The following is a 21398-nucleotide window of genomic DNA, read 5'->3' as shown; positions in this document are numbered from 1 at the left end:
ACTGACATTAGGGCAAGCCCGCTCCCACATTTTTGATCGAGATTGTGTCAGGGGCGACCCAAGAGGTGGCTCATGGCAGTCTTGAGTTTCATCGGCCGCACCGGCTTGTGCATCAAGGTGTGCCCCAGCTCGCGGATCTGCAGTTTCAGCTCGTTGCTGTAGTTGGCGGTGATCATCATCGCCGGAATCGCACTGGCCCGCCGCGCATTGATCCTGGCCACCGCGTCCACGCCGTTCTGTTCGTCATCCAGGTGATAGTCGGCAATCAGCAGATCCGCCTGGGCATGGTAGTTGTCCACCTGGCGTGCCAGGTCCTGCTCGGACAAGGCCGTCACCACCTGGCAGCCCCAACCCTCCAGCAAAGTGCGCATGCCGGCGCAGATCGCCGCGTCGTTATCCAGCACCCACACCCGCGCGCCCTGCAAGCGCTCGAGCATCGGCTCGCTCATCACCGGCATAGGCAAGACCCTGGGTGCGGTGCTGCTCAACGGCACCTCCACACTGAACATCGAACCCCGGCCCGGCCATGAGCGCACGCTGATCCGGTGCCCGAGAATCCTGGCGATTTTCTCCACAATCGCCAGGCCCAGGCCCAGCCCGCGATCCTGGTCGGGACGTTGCACATCGCCGCGCTTGAACTCCTGGAAAATCTCCTCCAGACGCTCCTCCGCGATGCCCATACCAGTGTCCCAGACCTGGATCGACAAACGCTGATGCTCGCGCCGGCAACCCAGCACCACGCGCCCGCCGTAGGTGTAGCGAATGGCATTGCTCAACAGGTTGCGCAAGATCCGCGCAAGCAACTGGATATCGCTGCGCACCAGGGCCGAGCAGCCAATAAAGTGCAGCTGCAAGCCTTCGCTGCGCGCCACTTGGGTGTATTCGGCGGCGAGGTTGTCCAGCAGTTCGCTCAAGGCAAATGGCGCGATATCGGCCTTGATCACCCCGGCATCGAGCTTGGAAATATCCACCAGGGTGCCCAGCAGGTTTTCCACATCTTCCAGGGAATTGCTGACGTTGCGCACCAACGTTTCGTTGGCCACCGGGTCACGGCGTTCCAGCAAGGCCCCGGTAAACAGGCGGGCGGCATTCAGCGGTTGCAGCAGATCATGGCTGACCGCCGCCAGAAACTTGGTTTTCGACAGGTTGGCCTGCTCGGCTTCCAGCTTGGCTTCGCGCAGGCGCGACTCCACGCGGCGGCGCTCGTCGATTTCCTGCAACAGCTGGTCGTTGAGCGAGGTCAGCTCGGCCGTGCGCTCGCGCACTCGCAGCTCCAGGTTCTGATACGCCTGGTGCAGGGCCTCGGCGGTGCGCCGGCGTTCGGTGATGTCGCGGATCAGCACAAAGATCCCCACCACCTCGCCACTGGCCAGGCGATTGGGCACATAGGAGCGCAGCATGTAGCGCTCCTGGTGGTTGATGTTGGTTTCGGCGAACTCAAAGGTCACGCTCTCCCCCGCCAACGCCTGCGCCACGTAGGCTTCCAGGCGCTGGTAATGCTGTTCGCTGTGGGCCTGGCGCAGGCTTTTGCCGAGCATCGCGCCCTGCGCCCAGCAATACCATTGCTCGTAGACCTTGTTGGTGAACTCGTAGACCAGGTCGGCATTGAGGTAGGCAATCAACGCCGGCACATGGTCGGTGATCAGGCGGATCCAGCGTTCGCTTTCCTGGGATTTCTGCGCGACGGCCTGTTCACGGCGCAGGGTTTCCGCCAGTTTGACGTCGGTGATATCGGTAAACAGAATCACCCGCCCGCCGTCCTGGGTCGGCCTTTCGCTAACTTGCAGCCAACGGCCGTTATCCAGGCGGTAAAACAGGGTTTCATCGGCATGCCCATGGGCTTCTTCGGTGAACAGGCCGTTGACCGTCATCAACCGCTTGACCTCGCGCAGGCCCATGCCCGCGACAATCTGCACCGGGCTATTGCTCCAAAATCCCTGGAAGCGGCTGTTGAACAACACGATGTGCTGGTGTTGGTCGAACAGCACAAAGGCATCGGAAATGCTCTCGATGGCATCGATCAAATGCTGGTGCGCGGTTTCCGCCCGCAGCCGCGCCTCGCGCAGCAGATGGTTGCTGGCCTTGAGTTCGGCCATCGCCTGGTTGAGCGCATCGGTACGTTCGCGCACCTGCTCGGCCAGCACCACCGAATGCTGGAACGCCGCATAGGGGTCGTTGCCACGGGTCGCGCCGGACTCGACGCGCTCGATCAGCGCGGCGTTGATCCGCGCCAGCTTGCGATTGTCCTGCTGCAGGGCGCGGATCTGCGCGTGCAGTTCAGCGCTGTCCAGGGGTTCGACCACGGGCAATGGCGACCCCGGTAAAGGTCTGGTTGATGTGCATGCCATTGAACTGTTCTCCGTAGGTGTTGAACCCCATCACCCGTTGCTCGCGCAAAAAGGCGCCGATCGGCTCCAGGGCGCCGTGCTCTTCGAGCTCCAGGCGCCGCAGGAAACAGTCGCAGCCAATGGTCAGCAGCAAGTCGCCAAGGCGCGCTTGCAGGCCGTCGAACAGGGTCTGCAGGTTGGGCAGGATCGGCCCCGGGGTCATGGCGGTGAGGACGATGCCGTTTTCCACCGCGCAGTAGAAACTCAAGCTCAAGTCGTCGTGGACCTGCTGGATCGCCCGCACGTAGTACTGATCATTGACGCGCACCGCCAACGGGTGGGCGGCGAAGATCCGGTGATCAAGTTGCGCCACGGCCACGCCGATATGCCGCGCGTATTCCTCGGCGGCAGGTTCGGCGTTCAATTCAAAGACCCGTCGCGAGGCGCTGTCCGCCCCTGTCACCACCAGCTTCTGTGCCAAGGGCAGGATGTGGTGGGTGGTGAACACCTCGAAATCCAGCCAGGTATTGACCAGTACCACCACCGCCGCGCCGCTGTGAAAGGCGCCGTCGAAATACACGTGGGTGTGGGTCAGGTGGTTGTCATCGCCGGCCGAACCGCCGAAATGGGGGATATCACCAAGCGCCGCGCTCAGGGCGGCGAGGACCATTTCTTCACGGCTGGACAGGCCATCGAGCAGGGTCAAGGCAAAGCTGTTGCCCTTGATCGGCGCCAGGGTGTTGCTGCGACAGCCGCCCACCAGGCGTTCGACCATTTGTTGCGCGTCGATCAGGCTGAAGTGCTCGACCTGGTCGATCAGCTCGGTGGCGATGGAAAAGTGCGCGTGGTCAAACCCCACCGCCGTCACGCAATTGCGCCCGTACCCCTGGGGTGTGATCTCGCCGGCACTGGTGCAACCCACCACACGAACACCACCGAAACTGTGTTGCAGGGCCTGGCCGAGGGCCTGCAGGTCGTAGGTGGCAGAGCAGAAGAACAGCACGAAACCCAGGTACGGGTGCAACAACTGGCGCGCCAGCTCATCGGCCACCTGCCGCGCCTCGCTGGCCTGGGACATGGCTGTGACTACGCCTTCGCTGTGCACCTGCTGCATGGTCATCTCCCCGTTGAAGCTCAAGTGTACGAACGCGCGGGGTGGCGACCTATGCTACTTGGGTACTGGGTCGGGGCTTCGATGGGATGAGAGCCACCGAGCAACAGATGAATCTCTGTGGGAACAGGCTTTGTGTGGGAGCTGGCTTGCCTGCGATTGCATCACCGCGGTGTAACTGATCCACCGAGTCGCAAGCATCGCAGGCAAGCCAGCTCCCACATAAGCCAGCTCCCACACGTTTGACCGTGTTCCAGGTCATTACCAGGTCAGCACCGCCCCCACCGCAAAGGTATCGGTATCTTCATTCTGCGCACTGGTGTCGTGGCCGGTGATTTCGAACTGGTTGTACTCGGCCACCAGCTTCAGGTTGTCGTTGATGTCATGGAACAGGGCAATGCCACGGGTTTGGTAGTCGGCACCGCTGCCGACCACGCCGTTGCCGTCGTCCTTGGTCTTGCCGTAGGACAGCGCCAGGCGGTTCTTACCCAGTTTGTAGGAGCCCTGCAACAGGTAGCCGTTGCTGTCGACATTGCGCAAGGTGGCTTCCCCGGCGTTGTTGGTAAAGAAGGGGTTGATGCCCTTGGCCTGGAAGCCGGAACCGGTGAGCGACAAGCCGCCCATCTTCGCCTGCACGCCATAGCCCAGGCCCTTGGAGGTCACCGACTCGACGCTGGAGTCGGTGTTGTCCGAGGTCTGGTAGCTGCCGTTGAGCCAGCTGTAGATCTTCGCCCCGCCCACGTCGAACTGGTAGGTGATCTCGCTCTCGGTGCGCGGGTTCTTCTGGTAGGCCTTGCCCAGCGCGCTGCTGTCGTTGGTGTCAACCGGGTCCATGATGCCCACGGCCACCCGCAGGCCTTCCATTACCGGGGTGCGGTAGGTGATCTGCGAGGTGGGGAACGGGTACGGGTAGCCGCTACCGATGTTGCCGAACGAGACCCCGCCGCCGTCCACCAGGCCCAGGCTGTCGCTGACTTGGCCGTAACCTGCGAGCAGTTCGTCGAGCAGGATGTTGGAGCGGGCGAACAGACCGAAGTCCTTGCCGATCAGCACTTCGCCCCACTCGGGGTTGGCCACGGTGCCGTAGAACTGGCGCACGTCGATGGCGGTGTCGGTGCCATTGGTTTCACTGTCGTTGATGGTCACCCAGAACGAAGCACGGGCGCCGAGCTTGAGGTCATCGACCTGCTTGCCCATGTTGAAGCCCAGGTAGTTGGGCAAAAAGCCCATCTTCACCCGCGACTGGCGCCGGTCGTACTGCTCGCCGGCACGGTCCACGTCGCTGTTGACGTAGAAGGCGTTGATATAGCCGTCGGTGGAGAAGGTGGTCTCGTCCTTGTCGTACAGCACGATTTCGGCCTGGGCCAGCGAGCTCAAGCCGAGGCTGGCGATAAAGGCTGGCAACAAACGACGGGGGAAGTTCTTATTGTTATGCATGGCGCGCTCCGCGACGGGGGTCTGGGTGTCGGAGGCGATTATCGAAAGTCGGGCAGCGCGGTTAAACGCTGCCTTGGAGGGGGATGCGCGGTGCTTTGGAGGGCGCCGAGGGCCCGCCACTTAAGGCTTACACCGGTAGGAGCGAGCTTGCTCGCGAAGGTCGTTAACGATGACGTTGGGTATCTGACACCCCGAGGTGTTCTTGCTGGCGTAATCGCAGGCAAGCCAGCTCCCACAGGGGAATGCAGCTGCGCGCTCTGGCGGTGCTGTTGCTGTTGCTGTTGCTGTTGCTGTTGCTCTGTTTTTGATCTGGTTTTTGATCTTAGGCGCCCCGTCAAACCACGATGGCCGCAGGCAGGTATTGCGCAGTGGGCACCCCGGCAGGATGCCGGGGTAGCTGCTGTAAGAGCGGCACCTTAAGTGGCCGTGATCGCAGCAACGGATATGTACACACACCAAGAAGATAGTTGTGTAGATACCTATGCCCCGCGTGATCGTTTACGACCTTCGCGAGCAAGCTCGCTCCTACAGGTTGGGTGGTGTGCAGGTTAGAGGGCGTTGAACAGCATCCCGCCGGCTACCACCACACACAGGCTGGCAAAGCCGATCTGCAAGGCCCTCGCCGGGACCCGCGACCCCAGGCGCCGGCCAGCGAGCATGCCGACGATGCTGGCAGCAATAAACACCCAGCCCATGGTGTCGATCACTACCCCAGCATGGAACGCGCCGACCACGCCGATCAGCGAGATCAGGCTGATCACCATCAACGACGTAGCAACGATCCCGCGCATCTGCACATCGGTCAGTTGCTTGAACGCCGGCACAATCAGAAAGCCGCCGCCCACGCCGAGCAGGCCCGATACCGCCCCCGTCACCGCACCCAATGCCGCCAGGGTCGCGGTGCATTTGGCGGTCCAGGAAAAGCGCCCGGTCTGTTGATCAAGCATGCAGTTCTTTTGCCCCCAGGAGGCTGCGCCATGGTCGCTGGGGCCGGCCTCGACTTTCTCGCGCCGCAGCATGCGCCATGCCACCAGCACCATCAGCGCGCTGAACAGGCCCATCAGGATCTTGTCCGGCAACTGATGGGCAAAAAACACCCCCAAAGGCGAAAACAGCGCGCCGAGCAACGCGATCAACAGCGCCGCGCGGTAACGCACCAGGCCATGGCGCAAGCCATCAAGCGCTCCAACTGCCGCTGCCGCGCCGACCGCAAACAACGACACCGGCGCCGCTTCGGTCATGGTCAAGCCCAGCCCCAGGACCAACGCCGGCACACCGAGAATCCCGCCCCCGGCCCCGGTCAACCCCATGACCAGGCCCATCAACACACCCAAAAAACTTGCCAGCAGCATAGGGTTCTCTCACTCCACCTTGGCCAGACGGGTCAGCCATTCGCGGCCCTTGAGCATGCCGTTCCAGTAGAACCACGGCAGCAGCGTCGCCTTCAAGAACCACGCCGAACGCCGCGCCACGGTAGGGTCGAGGGCAAAGGTCGGCAGCAATCGGCCGCCATAACCGAACTCGGCCAGCACCACCTTGCCCTTCTCCACCGTCAGTGGGCAGGAGCCATAACCGTCGTACTTGAGCGGCAACGGCGCCTGTTTGCGCAGGGCCAGCAGGTTCTCGGCCACCACCACGATTTGCTTGCGCACCGCGGCGGCCGTCTTGGCATTGCTGGTGGAGCACACGTCGCCCAGGGCGAAGATGTGCGGGTAACGCACCTGTTGCAGGCTGTGGGGGTCGACCTCGCACCAGCCAGCGGCGTCGGCCAGTGGGCTGTGGCGGATAAAATCCGGGGCCACTTGTGGCGGCACGACGTGCAGCATGTCGAAGGATTTCTCCTCGATGCTGATGTTGCCTGCGCCGTCCTTGACCTCGAACCAGGCCTTGCGCGCCGGGCCATCAACCTTGATCAGGTTGGAGTTGAAGGCCAACTGCGCGCCGTATTTCTCGACATAGTTCATCAACGGCGGCACAAAGGTCGCCACACCAAACAGCGCGGCACCGGCCAGGTTGAATTCGACGTCGATGTTGTTCAGATCACCCTGCTTGAGCCAATGATCGCAAGACAGGTACATGGCCTTTTGCGGCGCGCCGGCGCATTTGATCGGCATGGCCGGCTGGGTAAAGATCGCCTTGCCACCCTTGAGCTGCTGCACCAGTTGCCAGGTGTAGGGCGCGTGCTGGTAGCTGTAGTTGGAGGTGACGCCGTTCTGGCCCAGGGTCTGCTCCAGGCCTTCGATTTTCTCCCAGGCCAGGCGCAGGCCGGGGCAGACGATGAGGTTGTTCCACGTCACGCGCTGGCCGCTGTCGAGCACCAGGGCCTGTTCGTCGGGCAGCAACTGGCTGACCGCCGCCTGCACCCAGGTCACGCCATCGGGCAATACCCGGGCCATGGGGCGCATGGTCTTGCGGATGTCATGGGCGCCGCCGCCCACCAGGGTCCAGGCGGGCTGGTAGTAATGTTCGGCGCTGGGTTCGATCAGGATGATATTGAGTTGCGGGTCGCGCTTGAGCAGGCTGGCCAGCAGGCCGATGCCTGCCGAGCCGCCGCCGATGACCACGATGTCGCCACTGATGGTCGGTCCCCAGTGTTGGTCGTTCATAGTCCTGGCCTTTCTTATTTCAACAATGCACACAAGGGTCGTTGCCGTTTGGCGTCACGCCCCGTTCAGAATCGATCCTTTGCTTCGGGTCGTTTGTTTCACTAAGCTCGCAAGCCTATGTGGAAATCACCTCGAATGTAAGCTGCTATCAGCTACCCAGGACACCGTCATGCCCGCGTTGATTCAATCCTTTCTGGACGAGGCATCGTCAACCTACACCTACGTCGTCTATGAAACGCCCGGCAGCCCCTGTGCCATCGTCGATTCAGTGCTCAACTACGACCCGGCCTCGGGGCGTACCGACACGACCCAGGCCGACAAAGTGATTGCCTTCGTCCGTGAACGAGGCCTAAAGGTGCAATGGCTGCTGGAAACCCACGCCCACGCCGATCACCTGTCCGCCGCGCCCTACCTGCGCCGGCAATTGGGCGGCAAGATTGCAATTGGCCAGTCCATCAGCAAAGTCCAGGATGTGTTCAAGAACCTGTTCAACCTGGAGCCGGAGTTCCGGGCCGACGGGTCGCAGTTCGACCATCTGTTTGCTCCCGACGAGATCTTCCACATCGGCAACCTCAAGGCCCAGGCCCTGCACGTGCCTGGGCACACTCCGGCGGACATGGCCTACCTGATCGACGACCAGATGATCCTGGTGGGCGACACCCTGTTCATGCCTGACGTCGGCACCGCCCGCTGCGACTTCCCCGGCGGCGATGCACGCCAGTTATATGCCTCGATGCGCACGTTGCTGGCCTTTCCCGGCGAGACGCGCCTGTATGTGTGCCACGACTATCCGCCTGAAGGCCGCGCGGCCAAATGCCTGACCACCGTGGCCGAACAGCGCGCGGGCAATATTCATGTGCATGACGGGGTGGACGAGGCGGCGTTTGTGCAGATGCGCACCCAGCGCGACGCCGGGCTTGGAATGCCGACCCTGTTGCTGCCGGCGATCCAGGTGAATGTGCGGGCGGGCAATATGCCGCCGGCGGAAGACAATGGCGTGACCTACCTGAAGATCCCCCTCAACCAGCTTTGATGCAGGAGCTGGCTTGCCGGCGATGGTGGCCTGCCTGATCCACCGTCATCGCCGGCAAGCCGGCTCCTACAACGGTTTGCGTCAGGAGCCCAGGTTGATGCCATTGGCCGGCAGAGGCAGCGCCGTCTTGTAGCGCACCTGCTTGAGCGCAAAGCTGGAGCGGATGTTCGCCACCCCCGGCACCTTGGTCAGGAAATCCATCATAAAGCGCTCCAGCGACTGGATGGTCGGCACCAGCACCCGGATCAGGTAGTCCGGGTCGCCGGCCATCAGGTAGCACTCCATCACCTCCGGCCGGTCGGAAATCGCGCCCTCGAACTGCTGCAGGGCTTCCTCGTTCTGTTTCTCGAGGCTGACGTGGATAAACACGTTGACGTGCAGCCCCAGCAAATCGGCATCCAGCAGCGTGACCTGGTCACGGATCAAGCCCAATTCCTCCATCGCCTTGACCCGGTTGAAACACGGCGTGGGCGACAGGTTGACCGAGCGTGCGAGGTCGGCGTTGGTGATGCGGGCATTCTCCTGGAGGCTGTTGAGAATCCCGATATCGATACGGTCCAGCTTGCGCATGAGACAAAACCACCTGTTTATTATGTTTATGCAGATTTTTTATCCTCAAATGATCTCAGGCGCAACCAAACAGAGATAAATATTCTCCGCGGCCCGGCCTATGATTGTTGTAGGACAAGATTTCTCCTACCCGGGGAATGACTGTCAGCTAAGCGCGCCCACTACAAGAAATTCACAAGATCGAGCGTAGAAAGCCATGACCCAGCATTACGAACCGCTGCGCCTGCACGTTCCCGAACCCTCGGGCCGTCCTGGTTGCAAGACCGACTTTACCTACCTGCGCCTGACCGACGCCGGTACGGTGCGCAAACCCGCCGTAGACGTGGAACCCGCCGACACCGCCGACCTGGCCAAGGGCCTGATCCGCGTGCTCGACGACCAGGGCCAGGCCCTGGGCCCATGGGCTGAAGGTGTGCCGGTAGAGATTTTGCGCCGTGGCATGCGTGCCATGCTCAAGACGCGGATCTTCGACAACCGCATGGTGGTCGCCCAGCGTCAGAAAAAGATGTCGTTCTACATGCAAAGCCTTGGCGAAGAAGCCATCGGCAGCGCCCAGGCCCTGGCCTTGAACATCGACGACATGTGCTTCCCCACCTACCGCCAGCAAAGCATCCTGATGGCCCGCGAAGTGCCGCTGGTCGACCTGATCTGCCAACTGCTGTCCAACGAGCGCGACCCGCTCAAGGGCCGCCAGTTGCCGATCATGTATTCGGTCAAGGACTATGGCTTCTTCACCATTTCCGGCAACCTCGCCACCCAATTCGTACAGGGCGTGGGCTGGGGCATGGCCTCGGCGATCAAGGGCGATACCAAGATCGCCTCGGCGTGGATTGGCGATGGCGCCACCGCTGAATCAGACTTCCACACCGCCCTGACCTTCGCCCACGTATACCGCGCGCCGGTGATCCTCAACGTGGTCAACAACCAGTGGGCGATCTCCACCTTCCAGGCCATCGCCGGTGGTGAAGCCACCACCTTCGCCGGACGCGGCGTGGGCTGCGGCATCGCCTCCCTGCGGGTCGACGGCAACGACTTCATCGCGGTGTACGCCGCCTCTGCCTGGGCTGCCGAACGCGCTCGCCGCAACCTCGGCCCGACCCTGATCGAATGGGTCACCTACCGCGCCGGCCCGCACTCCACCTCCGATGACCCGTCCAAATACCGGCCTGCCGATGACTGGAGCCACTTCCCCCTGGGCGACCCGATTGCCCGCCTCAAGCAGCACCTGATCAAGATTGGCCAGTGGTCCGAAGAGGAACACGCCACGGTCAGTGCACAGCTGGAGGCCGAAGTGCTCAGCGCGCAGAAAGAAGCCGAACAGTACGGCACCCTGGCCGGTGGCCAGATTCCAAGCGCCGCGAGCATGTTCGAAGACGTTTATAAAGAGATGCCGGAGCACTTGAAGCGCCAGCGTCAAGAGTTGGGGATCTGACATGAACGATCACAACAATAAAATCGAGCTGGAAACCGCCATGACCACGACCACCATGACCATGATCCAGGCCCTGCGCTCGGCCATGGATGTGATGCTTGAGCGCGACGACAATGTGGTGGTGTTCGGCCAGGACGTCGGTTACTTCGGCGGCGTGTTCCGTTGCACCGAAGGCTTGCAGACCAAGTACGGCACCTCGCGGGTGTTTGACGCACCGATCTCCGAAAGCGGCATCGTCGGCGTGGCCGTGGGCATGGGCGCCTATGGCCTGCGCCCGGTGGCCGAGATTCAGTTCGCCGACTACGTGTACCCGGCCACCGACCAGATCATCTCGGAAGCGGCGCGCCTGCGTTACCGCTCGGCTGGCCAGTTCACCGCGCCGTTGACCATGCGCATGCCTTGCGGCGGCGGCATCTACGGTGGGCAGACTCACAGCCAGAGTATCGAAGCGGTGTTCACCCAGGTCTGCGGTCTGCGCACGGTGATGCCGTCCAACCCCTATGACGCCAAGGGCCTGCTGATCGCCTCCATCGAAAACGATGACCCGGTGATCTTCCTCGAGCCCAAGCGCCTGTACAACGGCCCGTTCGACGGCCACCACGACCGCCCGGTGACCCCGTGGTCCAAGCACCCGCAAGCCCAGGTGCCGGACGGTTACTACACCGTACCGCTGGATGTAGCCGCCATCGTGCGCCCAGGCTCGGCCGTCACGGTGCTGACCTACGGCACCACTGTTTATGTGTCACAGGTGGCCGCCGAAGAAACCGGGATCGATGCCGAAGTCATCGACCTGCGCAGCCTGTGGCCGCTGGACCTGGAAACCATCGTCAAGTCGGTGAAAAAGACCGGCCGTTGCGTGGTGGTGCATGAAGCCACCCGTACCTGCGGTTTTGGTGCCGAGCTGGTGTCTTTGGTGCAAGAGCACTGCTTCCATTACCTGGAAGCGCCTATCGAGCGTGTGACCGGTTGGGACACCCCCTACCCCCACGCACAAGAGTGGGCGTATTTCCCTGGCCCGACCCGTGTGGGCGCGGCTTTGCAACGGGTCATGGAGGTCTGAATGGGCACGCACGTTATCAAGATGCCGGACATTGGCGAAGGCATCGCAGAAGTGGAATTGTCGGTCTGGCACGTCAAGGTCGGCGACATGGTCGTGGAAGACCAGGTGCTGGCGGATGTGATGACCGACAAGGCGATGGTGGATATTCCCTCGCCGGTCCACGGCAAGGTGATCTCACTGGGCGGTGAGCCGGGTGAAGTCATGGCGGTGGGCAGTATCCTGATCAGAATTGAAGTCGAAGGCGCGGGCAATACCCGGGAGTCGGCATTGTCGGCCGTGGTTGAAGAAGCCGCGCCGGCCCCGAAAGCCGAAATCAAGGCGCCGGTGGCTGAAAGCAAACCGGCCGCCAAGCCGGTGGTAGCGGCCCAGGCTCCGGTGGCCCGGGAAGCCAATGAGCGCCCGCTGGCCTCCCCCGCCGTGCGCAAGCACGCGCTGGACGCCGGGATCCAGCTGCGTCTGGTGCAGGGCTCGGGCCCGGCCGGGCGCATTCTGCATGAAGACCTCGATGCCTATCTGCAACAGGGCAACACCCGCGCCTCGGTCGGCGCCAACCCGTATGCCGAGCGCAATGACGAAGAGCAGATCCCGGTGATCGGCATGCGCCGCAAGATCGCCCAGCGCATGCAGGATGCCACGCGCCGCGCTGCGCATTTCAGCTACGTCGAAGAGATCGACGTGACGGCCCTGGACGACTTGCGCGTACACCTCAATGAAAAACACGGCGCCAGCCGCGGCAAGCTGACGTTGCTGCCGTTCCTGGTGCGCGCGATGGTCGTGGCGTTGCGCGATTTCCCGCAGATCAACGCGCGCTATGACGACGAAGCCCAAGTCATCACCCGCCTTGGCGCGGTACATGTGGGCGTTGCCACCCAGAGCGATGTCGGCCTGATGGTGCCGGTAGTGCGTCACGCCGAGGCCCGCAGCCTGTGGGGCACCGCCGAAGAAATCACTCGCCTGGCCACTGCCGCGCGCAATGGCAAGGCCAGTCGTGACGAACTGTCGGGCTCGACCATCACCCTGACCAGCCTTGGCGCGTTGGGCGGGATTGTCAGCACCCCGGTGCTGAACCTGCCGGAAGTGGCGATTGTGGGTGTCAACCGCATCGTCGAGCGGCCAATGGTGATCAAGGGGCAGATCGTGATCCGCAAGATGATGAACCTCTCCAGCTCCTTCGATCACCGGGTGGTCGATGGCATGGACGCGGCGCAATTCATCCAGGCCATCCGTGGCCTGCTCGAACAACCCGCCAGCCTGTTCCTGGAGTAAGGGCATGACTCAGACATTACAGACCACCCTGCTGATTATCGGCGGCGGCCCCGGCGGTTATGTGGCGGCGATTCGCGCCGGCCAACTGGGCATCCCGACCATCCTGGTAGAAGGCCAGGCGTTGGGCGGCACCTGCCTGAATATCGGCTGCATTCCGTCCAAGGCGCTGATCCACGTCGCCGAACAGTTCCAGCAAACCGTGCACCTGAGCCAGGGTTCGGCCCTGGGTATCGACGTGGATGTGCCAACCCTGGACATCCGCAAGAGCGTCGAGTGGAAAGACGGGATCGTCGACCGCCTGACCACCGGGGTTGCCGCACTGCTGAAAAAGCACAAAGTGCAGGTGATCCACGGCTGGGCCAAGATCGTCGACGGCAAGACCGTGGACGTGGGCGACCAACGTATCCAGTGCGAGCACCTGCTGCTGGCCACTGGCTCGAAAAGCGTCAATCTGCCGATGCTACCGATTGGCGGGCCGATCATCTCGTCCACCGAAGCCTTGGCGCCGAGCCGTGTGCCAAAACGCTTGATCGTGGTCGGTGGCGGTTACATCGGCCTGGAACTGGGGATTGCCTATCGCAAGCTCGGTGCCGAGGTCAGCGTGGTCGAAGCCCAGGACCGCATCCTGCCAGCCTACGACGCCGAGCTGACGCAACCGGTGGCCGAATCCCTCAAGCAATTGGGGGTCAAGTTGTACCTCAAGCACAGCGTGACTGGCTTTGAAGGCGGCAGCCTGCAAGTACGCGATCCGGAGGGCGGCACCCTGGCCCTGGAGACCGATCAGGTACTGGTCGCCGTTGGTCGCAAACCCAACACCCAGGGCTGGAACCTGGAAGCCTTGAACCTGGCGATGAACGGCGCGGCGATCAAGATCGACAACCGCTGCCAGACCAGCATGCGCAATGTGTGGGCCATCGGCGACCTGAGCGGCGAGCCGATGCTGGCACACCGGGCCATGGCCCAGGGCGAGATGGTGGCCGAGCTGATCAGCGGTAAGTCCCGCGAATTCAACCCGGCGGCGATCCCGGCGGTGTGCTTTACCGACCCGGAACTGGTGGTGGTCGGCAAGACCCCGGACGAAGCCAAGGCCGCAGGCCTGGACTGTATCGTCTCGAGCTTTCCGTTTGCGGCCAATGGCCGGGCCATGACCCTGGAGTCCAAGACCGGCTTCGTGCGGGTGGTGGCACGTCGCGACAATCACCTGATTGTCGGCTGGCAGGCGGTGGGGGTCGGCGTGTCCGAGCTGTCCACGGCCTTTGGTCTGAGCCTGGAAATGGGTGCACGCCTGGAGGATGTGGCGGGCACCATTCATGCCCACCCGACCCTGGGTGAAGCGGTGCAGGAAGCGGCGCTGCGGGCGTTGGGGCATGCCCTGCACCTGTAAAACCGTGGTGATGCTATCGCCGGCAAGCCGGCTCCTACAATCGAGCGCGTTACGCCGACCAAATGTAGGAGCCGGCTTGCCGGCGATAGCGGTGGATCAGCCAAAACAGATGCTCAATGGTCCCCCCACCCGCTCCCACACAGGCCAAGAATGAAGTATTGTTGCGCCCATCCAGAAATAAACCGAAAGCCTGCCTTCGACCAGGCGGTTGAAAAAAGATAGAGGGTGTCATGGGTAACGAAAGCATCAATTGGGACAAATTGGGTTTTGACTACATCAAGACCGACAAGCGTTTCCTCCAGACCTGGAAAGACGGCGCCTGGCAAGAAGGCACCCTGACCGAAGACAACGTGCTGCACATCAGCGAGGGCTCCACCGCCCTGCACTATGGCCAGCAGTGTTTTGAAGGCCTGAAGGCCTATCGCTGCAAGGACGGTTCGATCAACCTGTTCCGCCCGGACCAGAACGCCGCCCGCATGCAACGCAGCTGCGCCCGCCTGCTGATGCCGCAAGTGCCGACCGAAGCCTTCATCGAGGCGTGCAAGGAAGTGGTCCACGCCAACGAGCGTTTCATCCCGCCGTACGGCACCGGCGGCGCGCTGTACCTGCGCCCGTTCGTGATCGGCACCGGTGACAACATCGGCGTGCGCACCGCGCCCGAGTTCATCTTCTCGATCTTCTGCATCCCGGTCGGCGCCTACTTCAAGGGCGGCCTGACCCCGCACAACTTCCTGATCTCCGGCTATGACCGCGCCGCGCCGAACGGCACCGGTGCCGCCAAGGTCGGTGGCAACTACGCGGCCAGCCTGATGCCCGGCTCCCTGGCGAAAAAAGCCAACTTTGCCGACTGCATCTACCTGGACCCGGCCACCCACTCGAAAATCGAAGAAGTCGGTTCGGCCAACTTCTTCGGGATCACCCACGACAACAAGTTCGTCACCCCGAACTCGCCATCGGTGCTGCCGGGCATCACCCGCCTGTCGCTGATCGAACTGGCCAAGACCCGCCTGGGCCTGGAAGTGGTCGAAGGCGACGTGCTGATCGACAAACTGGCAGACTTCAAGGAAGCCGGCGCCTGCGGTACCGCAGCGGTGATCACGCCGATCGGCGGGATCGAGTACAAAGACAAGCTGCACGTGTTCTACAGCGAAAAAGACGTCGGCCCGGTGACCCAGAAGCTCTACAAAGAGCTGACTGGCGTGCAGTCCGGCGACGTTGAAGCGCCGGCCGGCTGGATCGTCAAGGTCTAAGCCGACTCTGATTGTAGGCGCTGGCTTGTGTGGGAGCTGGCTTGCCTGCGATAGCGGACTATCAGTCAACGCATTGGTGACTGACATATCGCTATCGCAGGCAAGCCAGCTCCCACATTTGTTTCGCGGTGGTTTCAGGATTTTGGCAGGTTCTGCGCAATCTTCTTGCCCATGCTGATCCTCGGCTCCACGCCATACCCCAGCGCCTCGTAGAACCCCACCACTGTCTCGTTGCCCAGATTGATCTGCAGGTTGATCTTCAGGCAGCCCAGGGCGATCAACGCCTGTTCCCCATGGCGCACCAGCGACGCGCCCAGGCCTTGCCGGCGATAGTCCGGATGCACGGCCACCGAATACAACCAACCACGATGCCCGTCGTAGCCTGCCATCAAGGTGCCGATCACGGTCTTGCCGTGGGTGGCGACAAAAAACAGCCCGTCCTCCACCGCAAGCTTTCTATCAATCGCCAGTTCCGGCCGGTTATGCGGGGTGTCGTAGCCAAACGCCAACTGCCAAAGCGCCGCTACCTGGGCACGATGCAGGCGGTCGCGGTAAATCCCGATGGGGTGGCGGGACGACAATACCTTCTCCATCACCAGGGTGCGCTCGTTGCCGTGGTACACATCGCGCACGGTCTGGAACCCCAGCTTGGTATAAAACGGCTCGGCGGTGAGGGACGACGGTACGCTCAATACCGTGACCCCAGCCTCACGGGCCCGCTGTTCGATAACGACCATCAGTTGGCGGCCGATGCCCTGCCCTTGCAGCGCCGGGTTGACGAACACCGAACGCACCACATTGGCGTCCAAGGCGGCGGTAGCGACGATTGCCTGATCCTGGAGTGCAACCAGCACGGTACGCCGCGTGAGCAATTGCAGCACCGCCTCTGGCGTGAAGTTGCTCGCCACCCGCGCAATCACGTCCGCCGGGTAGTCGCCGGCGTTGCTGCTGTGCAGGGCCGCCAGGATGACTTGGCTGATGCCTTCGGCATCGGTGGGTTGGGCGAGGCGGACGGCGGTAGACATGACTCCTCCTGACGGGCAGCGTTATGACAGCCACCACAATACCCATGTGTGGGCTTGTGTGGGAGCCGGGCTTGCCCGCGATGCAGGCACCTCGGTGTGTCCGCCACACCGCGGTGATGCTATCGCAGGCAAGCCAGCTCCCACACAAGCCAGCTCCTACAGGTTTGAGCGCCCCTGACAGCCGATTCGGCTGCCACACCGCTCTTTTCAGCTTTCCCGGCTGGGCCGCTCCCCTGTTTCAGCCGGGATTCTGCGGCCAGAGCGCACAAAATAGCCGCAATGCCCAACCCCATGGACCCGTGCCCCCATGCAAACCACCAATACCGTCCTGATGATCCGCCCGGCGCACTTTGCCTTTAACCCGGACACCGCGATCAACAACCGCTTCCAGCGCGCGCCCGTCGACCCGGTGGCCGCACAGCACAAAGCGCTGCAAGAGTTCGACGGTTACGTCGCCACCCTGCGCGAGCATGGCGTGGAAGTGTTGGTGGTGCAGGACACGCCCGCACCCCATACCCCGGATTCGATCTTCCCCAACAACTGGTGGAGCAGCCACGCCGACGGCAGCCTGGTGCTGTACCCGATGGAAGGCCAGAACCGTCGCCTGGAACGCAACAAAGGTGTGCTGCAAGTACTGGAGCAGCGCTTCGCGATCAAGCACACCATCGATTTCAGCCACCTGGAACAACAGAACATGTTCCTCGAAGGCACCGGCAGCATGGTCCTCGACCGCCAGCACCGCATCAGCTACGCCTGTCACTCTGGGCGCACCCATCGCGATGCGCTGCGCCAGTTCGCCGAGCGCCTGGACTATCAGGTCTGCGCCTTCCACGCCGTCGACCGCCATCACGCACCGATCTACCACAGCAACGTGATGATGAGCGTCGGCCGCGACCTGTCGGTGGTGTGCCTGGACGCGCTGCCCGAAGCCCACGAACGCCAAGGCCTGGAACGCTCCCTGCGCGACACCGGCAAAGACATCCTGGCCCTGGACTTCGACCAGTTGGAAGCCTTCGCCGGCAACATGCTGGAACTCCACGACCGCGACGGCCAGCCGCTGCTGGTGATGTCCGCCAGCGCCTGGCGCTCGCTCAAGCCGGCGCAGCGCCAGCATGTGGAGCGCCACACCCACCCAGTCGTGGTGAATATCGACAACATCGAACGCATCGGTGGCGGCAGTGCCCGCTGCATGTTGGCCGAAGTGCATCTTCCGGCCCGCGCCTCATTCCAATAAGGAGTTTTTCCATGACCCGTTACATCGACGTCAACGACCTCAGCTACCTGGTATCGCAAAAAGGCCTGCAAACCTGCATCACGGAGATGGCCGAGTACATCCGCGCCGACTACCTGCGCTGGAATGACTTCGAAAAATGCGCGCGCCTGGCCAACCACTCGCCCGAGGGCGTGATCGAGCTGATGCCGGTCTCGGATGCTTCGCTGTATGCCTTCAAATACGTCAACGGCCACCCGAAGAATACCCAGAGCGGCATGCTCACGGTCATGGCGTTCGGCGCCCTGGGAGATGTGGACACCGGCAAGCCGGTGCTGCTCAGCGAGATGACCCTGACTACCGCGATCCGCACTGCCGCCACTTCGGCCCTGGTCGCGCGCTACCTGGCACGGGACAACAGCCGCAGCATGGCGTTGATCGGCAATGGCTCGCAAAGTGAATTCCAGGCCCTGGCGTTCCATGCCTTGCTGGGCATCAATGAGATCCGCCTGTTCGATATCGATTCCAAGGCCATGCACAAGCTGGCGAACAACCTCAAGGCTTTCCCGGCGATCAAAGTGACCCTGGCCGCAAGCGTTGCCGAGGCGGTGAAAGGCGCCGATATCGTCACCACCGTCACTGCCGACAAGGCCTACGCCACCATCCTTACCGACGACATGATCGAGCCCGGCATGCACCTCAATGCCGTCGGCGGCGACTGCCCCGGCAAGACCGAGCTGGACCGGCGCATTGTCGAGCGCGCGCGGGTGATCGTCGAGTACGAACCGCAAAGCCGTATCGAAGGCGAAATCCAGCATATGCCCGAGGACTCGCCGGTCACCGAGCTGTGGCAAGTGATCAACGGCCAGAAGCCGGGCCGGGAAAACGCGCGCCAGGTCACCCTGTTCGACTCGGTGGGTTTTGCCCTCGAAGACTACTCGGCCCTGCGTTATGTGCTGGATGTGGCCAAGGCCCTGGACGTGGGCAGCGAGCTGGAACTGGTGCCGGACCTGGCCGACCCCAAGGACCTGTTCGCACGCCTGGCCCAGCAACCGGTCGCACAGCACAAAAAGCGCGCCTGAAACCGCTCTGGCCTGCCGCTTTGCGCGAGCGGCGGGCCGTAAATCCTGATTTGAAAAGCCGATATACAGGGTGTTGCAGCCGATTCTGCTGCAACCGGTGTTTTAACAGCGTATTCCGCGTGCCAACGCCTAGGTAAACGACACAAAAAACGCACCATCATGAAGCATTCTGAGCGCGACCAAAGAGTCAGCAAATGAATGCATGCCGCACCCTTTCTACTGCCCTGACATCAATTACAAAATATAGGGAAAACACCATGACTCCGCTCCGATCACTCGTCGCCGCGCTGCTCCTGCCTTTGTGCGCCACCGCCGTCCAGGCCCAGGAATGGAAAGAAATCCGTTTCGGCGTGTTCCCCGAGTACCCACCCTTTGAATCCGTGGCCGCCGACGGCAGCCTGCAAGGTTTCGACATTGAGTTGGGCAACGCCATCTGCGCCAAGCTTGAAGTCAAATGCACCTGGGTCCACAACGAATTCGACGGCATGATCCCGGCACTGCGTGCGCGCAAGTTCGACGCCATTATGTCCTCGATGGCCGTGACCCCGGCCCGGCAAAAACAGATCGACTTCAGTGACCGCCTGTTCCTCAGCCCCACCTCAGTGATCACCCGCAAGGGTGCAGGCTTCGGCGACACCCCAGAATCCCTCAAGGGCAAACAGGTGGGTGTGCTCCAGGGCTCGCTGCAAGAAGCCTACGCCCGTGCTCACCTGGCCAAGCTCGGTGCCCAGGTCAAGGCGTATCAGTCCCAGGACCAGAACTACGCCGACCTGCAAAACGGCCGCCTCGACGCGACGCTGACCGACAAGCTCGAAGCCCAGCTCAACTTCTTGTCCAAGCCTGAAGGCGCCGACTACCAGTCCGGCCCGGCCTTCAAGGACCCGACCTTGCCGCTGGACATCGCCATGGGCCTGCGCAAGAACGACCAGGAGTTGCTGGCGCTGATCAACAAGGGCATCGCGGCCATCCAGGCTGATGGCACTTACTCGCTGATCCAGAAGAAATACTTCGGTGACGAAGATATCTATCACGAATAACGTCAGCAGATAGCCTCTCCCCCTGTAGGAGCGAGCTTGCTCGCGAAAAAATCAAGATCTCCACCGGGTACCCGTTTTACCCGGTCATCGTTGACGATTTTCGCGAACAAGCTTGCTCCTACAAAGGGAAACCGTGCCCATCGAGATCTCCCTTCATGAATGAACTCCTCAACCTGCAAGGCTTCGGCCCGCTGTTGGCCCAGGGTGCCTGGATGACCATCAAGCTGGCGTTCCTCGCGCTGGTCCTGAGCCTGACCCTGGGCTTGATCGCCGCAGGTGCCAAGCTGTCCAGCCACAAGCTGTTGCGCATCCCGGCCACGCTCTACACCACCTTGATCCGCAGCGTGCCGGACCTGGTGCTGATCCTGCTGATCTTCTACAGCCTGCAGCTGTGGCTCAACGACCTGACCGAGATGCTCGGTTGGAATTACTTCGAAATCGATCCCTTCACCGCAGGCGTGATCACCCTGGGCTTTATCTACGGTGCGTATTTCACCGAGAATTTTCGCGGTGCCATGCTCAGTGTGCCGGTGGGCCAACTGGAGGCGGCAACCGCCTACGGCTTGAGCCGCTGGCAGCGCTTTCGGCTGGTAATGTTCCCGCAGTTGATGCGGTTTGCGTTACCGGGGCTGGGCAATAACTGGCTGGTGCTGCTCAAGTCCACGGCGCTGGTGTCGATCATCGGCCTGGCAGACCTGGTCAAGGCCGCGCAGAACGCCGGCAAGACCACCAATGACCCGCTGTACTTCCTGATCCTCGCGGGCCTGGTGTACCTGGTGATCACCACCCTTTCCAACCGCATCTTCAAGCGCCTGGAACGGCGCTACAACGTTGGCATCAAAGGGGTGGCGCGATGATTGAACTGATCCAGCAATACGGCCTGGCGTATCTGTGGACCGATGGCTCGGGGTTTTCCGGGGTGGCCATGACCTTGTGGCTGTTTATTGTGTCGGTGATCCTAGGGTTTTTCCTGTCGATCCCGTTGGCAATTGCCCGCGTCAGCGAGCACTTCTGGCTACGCTGGCCGGTGGAGGTCTACACCTACCTGTTTCGCGGCACGCCGCTATATATCCAGTTGCTGATTTGCTACACCGGCCTGTACAGCCTGGAGGTGGTGCAGGACAACGCCCTGCTCAACCAGTTTTTCCGCAATGCGTTGAACTGCACCCTGCTGGCATTTGTGCTCAACACCTGCGCCTACACCGTGGAGATCTTCGCCGGGGCCATTCGCAATATTCCCCACGGCGAGATTGAAGCAGCACGGGCCTACGGCTTGCACGGCTGGCGGATGAACCTGTTCGTGGTAATTCCCGCCGCGCTGCGCCGCGCGTTGCCGGCCTACAGCAACGAAATGATCCTGATGCTGCACGCCACGTCCCTGGCGTTTACCGCAACCATCGCCGACATCCTCAAGGTAGCCCGCGACGCCAACGCCGAAACGTTCCTCACGTTCCAGGCCTTCGGCATTGCCGCGCTGCTGTACATGCTGCTGTCCTTTGCATTGGTGGGCCTGTTCCGACTGGCCGAACGACGCTGGATGCGCTTTCTTGTCCCGACCCGAGGCTAAC

At 62.2% G+C, this 21398-nt stretch carries 18 protein-coding genes; 11 read left to right on the top strand and 7 right to left on the bottom strand.

Features of this window, described 5'->3' with window-relative positions:
• Positions 1-47: 47 nt before the first annotated feature.
• From ACSSVH_RS09690 to ACSSVH_RS09670, 5 genes are all read right to left on the bottom strand, one after another.
• Positions 48-2309, bottom strand: coding sequence for a hybrid sensor histidine kinase/response regulator (locus tag ACSSVH_RS09690; RefSeq protein WP_169954426.1), 2262 nt, complete (start codon positions 2307-2309; stop codon positions 48-50).
• Positions 2278-3441, bottom strand: a complete 1164-nt coding sequence (gene nosP, locus ACSSVH_RS09685) for a nitric oxide-sensing protein NosP (protein ID WP_170043150.1) — start codon at positions 3439-3441, stop codon at positions 2278-2280. The genes ACSSVH_RS09690 and nosP overlap by 32 nt, the downstream gene beginning before the upstream one ends.
• 258 nt (positions 3442-3699) lie before the next feature.
• On the bottom strand, positions 3700-4875 hold the full coding sequence (locus tag ACSSVH_RS09680; RefSeq protein WP_169956121.1) for a porin: 1176 nt from the start codon (positions 4873-4875) through the stop codon (positions 3700-3702).
• A gap of 548 nt (positions 4876-5423) precedes the next feature.
• The gene (locus ACSSVH_RS09675) at positions 5424-6227 is read right to left on the bottom strand and encodes a sulfite exporter TauE/SafE family protein (protein ID WP_169956124.1); all 804 of its coding nucleotides are present in this window, start codon (positions 6225-6227) and stop codon (positions 5424-5426) included.
• A 9-nt stretch (positions 6228-6236) separates the two neighbouring features.
• Entirely contained in the window at positions 6237-7481 is a 1245-nt protein-coding gene (locus ACSSVH_RS09670; RefSeq protein WP_492634419.1) for an NAD(P)/FAD-dependent oxidoreductase, read from the bottom strand.
• A gap of 169 nt (positions 7482-7650) precedes the next feature.
• On the opposite strand from ACSSVH_RS09670, the gene ACSSVH_RS09665 reads away from it, so the two are divergent.
• Positions 7651-8514 carry an MBL fold metallo-hydrolase gene (locus tag ACSSVH_RS09665; RefSeq protein WP_492634418.1) on the top strand — a complete coding sequence of 288 codons (864 nt, stop codon included), beginning with the start codon at positions 7651-7653 and terminating at the stop codon, positions 8512-8514.
• 81 nt (positions 8515-8595) lie between these two features.
• On the opposite strand, the gene bkdR is transcribed toward ACSSVH_RS09665, so the two are convergent.
• The gene (bkdR, locus tag ACSSVH_RS09660) at positions 8596-9084 is read right to left on the bottom strand and encodes a Bkd operon transcriptional regulator BkdR (RefSeq protein WP_169956129.1); all 489 of its coding nucleotides are present in this window, start codon (positions 9082-9084) and stop codon (positions 8596-8598) included.
• Positions 9085-9280: 196 nt separating this feature from the next.
• Between bkdR and ACSSVH_RS09655 the strand changes: the two genes are divergently transcribed.
• The 5 genes from ACSSVH_RS09655 (at position 9281) to ACSSVH_RS09635 (ending at position 15476) form a co-directional block, all read left to right on the top strand.
• A complete protein-coding gene (locus tag ACSSVH_RS09655; protein ID WP_169956131.1) occupies positions 9281-10516 on the top strand; it encodes a 3-methyl-2-oxobutanoate dehydrogenase (2-methylpropanoyl-transferring) subunit alpha in 1236 nt (411 codons plus the stop codon).
• A 1-nt stretch (position 10517) separates the two neighbouring features.
• On the top strand, positions 10518-11576 hold the full coding sequence (locus ACSSVH_RS09650; RefSeq protein ID WP_029296529.1) for an alpha-ketoacid dehydrogenase subunit beta: 1059 nt from the start codon (positions 10518-10520) through the stop codon (positions 11574-11576).
• Positions 11577-12842, top strand: a complete 1266-nt coding sequence (locus ACSSVH_RS09645; RefSeq protein WP_492634417.1) for a dihydrolipoamide acetyltransferase family protein — start codon at positions 11577-11579, stop codon at positions 12840-12842.
• A 4-nt stretch (positions 12843-12846) separates the two neighbouring features.
• Positions 12847-14226: a dihydrolipoyl dehydrogenase gene (gene lpdA, locus ACSSVH_RS09640; protein ID WP_492634416.1), complete on the top strand. Its 1380-nt coding sequence runs from the start codon at positions 12847-12849 to the stop codon at positions 14224-14226.
• Between the two features lie 230 nt (positions 14227-14456).
• Complete coding sequence (locus ACSSVH_RS09635; RefSeq protein ID WP_492634415.1) at positions 14457-15476, top strand: branched-chain amino acid aminotransferase; 1020 nt, start codon at positions 14457-14459, stop codon at positions 15474-15476.
• 134 nt (positions 15477-15610) lie between these two features.
• On the opposite strand, the gene ACSSVH_RS09630 is transcribed toward ACSSVH_RS09635, so the two are convergent.
• Positions 15611-16501: a GNAT family acetyltransferase gene (locus ACSSVH_RS09630; RefSeq protein WP_170057922.1), complete on the bottom strand. Its 891-nt coding sequence runs from the start codon at positions 16499-16501 to the stop codon at positions 15611-15613.
• Positions 16502-16808: 307 nt separating this feature from the next.
• On the opposite strand from ACSSVH_RS09630, the gene ctlX reads away from it, so the two are divergent.
• The 5 genes from ctlX (at position 16809) to ACSSVH_RS09605 (ending at position 21397) form a co-directional block, all read left to right on the top strand.
• Positions 16809-17735: a citrulline utilization hydrolase CtlX gene (gene ctlX, locus ACSSVH_RS09625; protein WP_170057921.1), complete on the top strand. Its 927-nt coding sequence runs from the start codon at positions 16809-16811 to the stop codon at positions 17733-17735.
• 11 nt (positions 17736-17746) lie between these two features.
• Positions 17747-18793 carry an ornithine cyclodeaminase gene (gene ocd, locus ACSSVH_RS09620; RefSeq protein ID WP_076962598.1) on the top strand — a complete coding sequence of 349 codons (1047 nt, stop codon included), beginning with the start codon at positions 17747-17749 and terminating at the stop codon, positions 18791-18793.
• Between the two features lie 257 nt (positions 18794-19050).
• Entirely contained in the window at positions 19051-19830 is a 780-nt protein-coding gene (locus ACSSVH_RS09615; protein WP_169956145.1) for an ABC transporter substrate-binding protein, read from the top strand.
• Between the two features lie 155 nt (positions 19831-19985).
• Positions 19986-20687 (top strand): ABC transporter permease, encoded by a 702-nt coding sequence (locus ACSSVH_RS09610; RefSeq protein ID WP_169956147.1) that lies wholly within the window; start codon positions 19986-19988, stop codon positions 20685-20687.
• Positions 20684-21397, top strand: a complete 714-nt coding sequence (locus ACSSVH_RS09605) for an ABC transporter permease (protein ID WP_057439424.1) — start codon at positions 20684-20686, stop codon at positions 21395-21397. The genes ACSSVH_RS09610 and ACSSVH_RS09605 overlap by 4 nt, the downstream gene beginning before the upstream one ends.
• Position 21398 lies beyond the last annotated feature (1 nt).

This window comes from Pseudomonas sp. HC1(2025), from assembly GCF_058742075.1.
Note: the sequence above shows the minus strand (reverse complement) of the source record. Positions and strands in the feature narration are given on the sequence as shown.

What these genes read in the sequence shown, in the direction of transcription:
- nosP (WP_170043150.1), bottom strand. Translation starts at nt 3,441, where the DNA reads ATGCAGCAGGTGCACAGCGAAGGCGTAGTCACAGCCATGTCCCAGGCC.
- ACSSVH_RS09680 (WP_169956121.1), bottom strand. Translation starts at nt 4,875, where the DNA reads ATGCATAACAATAAGAACTTCCCCCGTCGTTTGTTGCCAGCCTTTATC.
- ACSSVH_RS09675 (WP_169956124.1), bottom strand. Translation starts at nt 6,227, where the DNA reads ATGCTGCTGGCAAGTTTTTTGGGTGTGTTGATGGGCCTGGTCATGGGG.
- ACSSVH_RS09670 (WP_492634419.1), bottom strand. Translation starts at nt 7,481, where the DNA reads ATGAACGACCAACACTGGGGACCGACCATCAGTGGCGACATCGTGGTC.
- ACSSVH_RS09665 (WP_492634418.1), top strand. Translation starts at nt 7,651, where the DNA reads ATGCCCGCGTTGATTCAATCCTTTCTGGACGAGGCATCGTCAACCTAC.
- bkdR (WP_169956129.1), bottom strand. Translation starts at nt 9,084, where the DNA reads ATGCGCAAGCTGGACCGTATCGATATCGGGATTCTCAACAGCCTCCAG.
- ACSSVH_RS09655 (WP_169956131.1), top strand. Translation starts at nt 9,281, where the DNA reads ATGACCCAGCATTACGAACCGCTGCGCCTGCACGTTCCCGAACCCTCG.
- ACSSVH_RS09650 (WP_029296529.1), top strand. Translation starts at nt 10,518, where the DNA reads ATGAACGATCACAACAATAAAATCGAGCTGGAAACCGCCATGACCACG.
- ACSSVH_RS09645 (WP_492634417.1), top strand. Translation starts at nt 11,577, where the DNA reads ATGGGCACGCACGTTATCAAGATGCCGGACATTGGCGAAGGCATCGCA.
- lpdA (WP_492634416.1), top strand. Translation starts at nt 12,847, where the DNA reads ATGACTCAGACATTACAGACCACCCTGCTGATTATCGGCGGCGGCCCC.
- ACSSVH_RS09635 (WP_492634415.1), top strand. Translation starts at nt 14,457, where the DNA reads ATGGGTAACGAAAGCATCAATTGGGACAAATTGGGTTTTGACTACATC.
- ACSSVH_RS09630 (WP_170057922.1), bottom strand. Translation starts at nt 16,501, where the DNA reads ATGTCTACCGCCGTCCGCCTCGCCCAACCCACCGATGCCGAAGGCATC.
- ctlX (WP_170057921.1), top strand. Translation starts at nt 16,809, where the DNA reads ATGCAAACCACCAATACCGTCCTGATGATCCGCCCGGCGCACTTTGCC.
- ocd (WP_076962598.1), top strand. Translation starts at nt 17,747, where the DNA reads ATGACCCGTTACATCGACGTCAACGACCTCAGCTACCTGGTATCGCAA.
- ACSSVH_RS09615 (WP_169956145.1), top strand. Translation starts at nt 19,051, where the DNA reads ATGACTCCGCTCCGATCACTCGTCGCCGCGCTGCTCCTGCCTTTGTGC.
- ACSSVH_RS09610 (WP_169956147.1), top strand. Translation starts at nt 19,986, where the DNA reads ATGAATGAACTCCTCAACCTGCAAGGCTTCGGCCCGCTGTTGGCCCAG.
- ACSSVH_RS09605 (WP_057439424.1), top strand. Translation starts at nt 20,684, where the DNA reads ATGATTGAACTGATCCAGCAATACGGCCTGGCGTATCTGTGGACCGAT.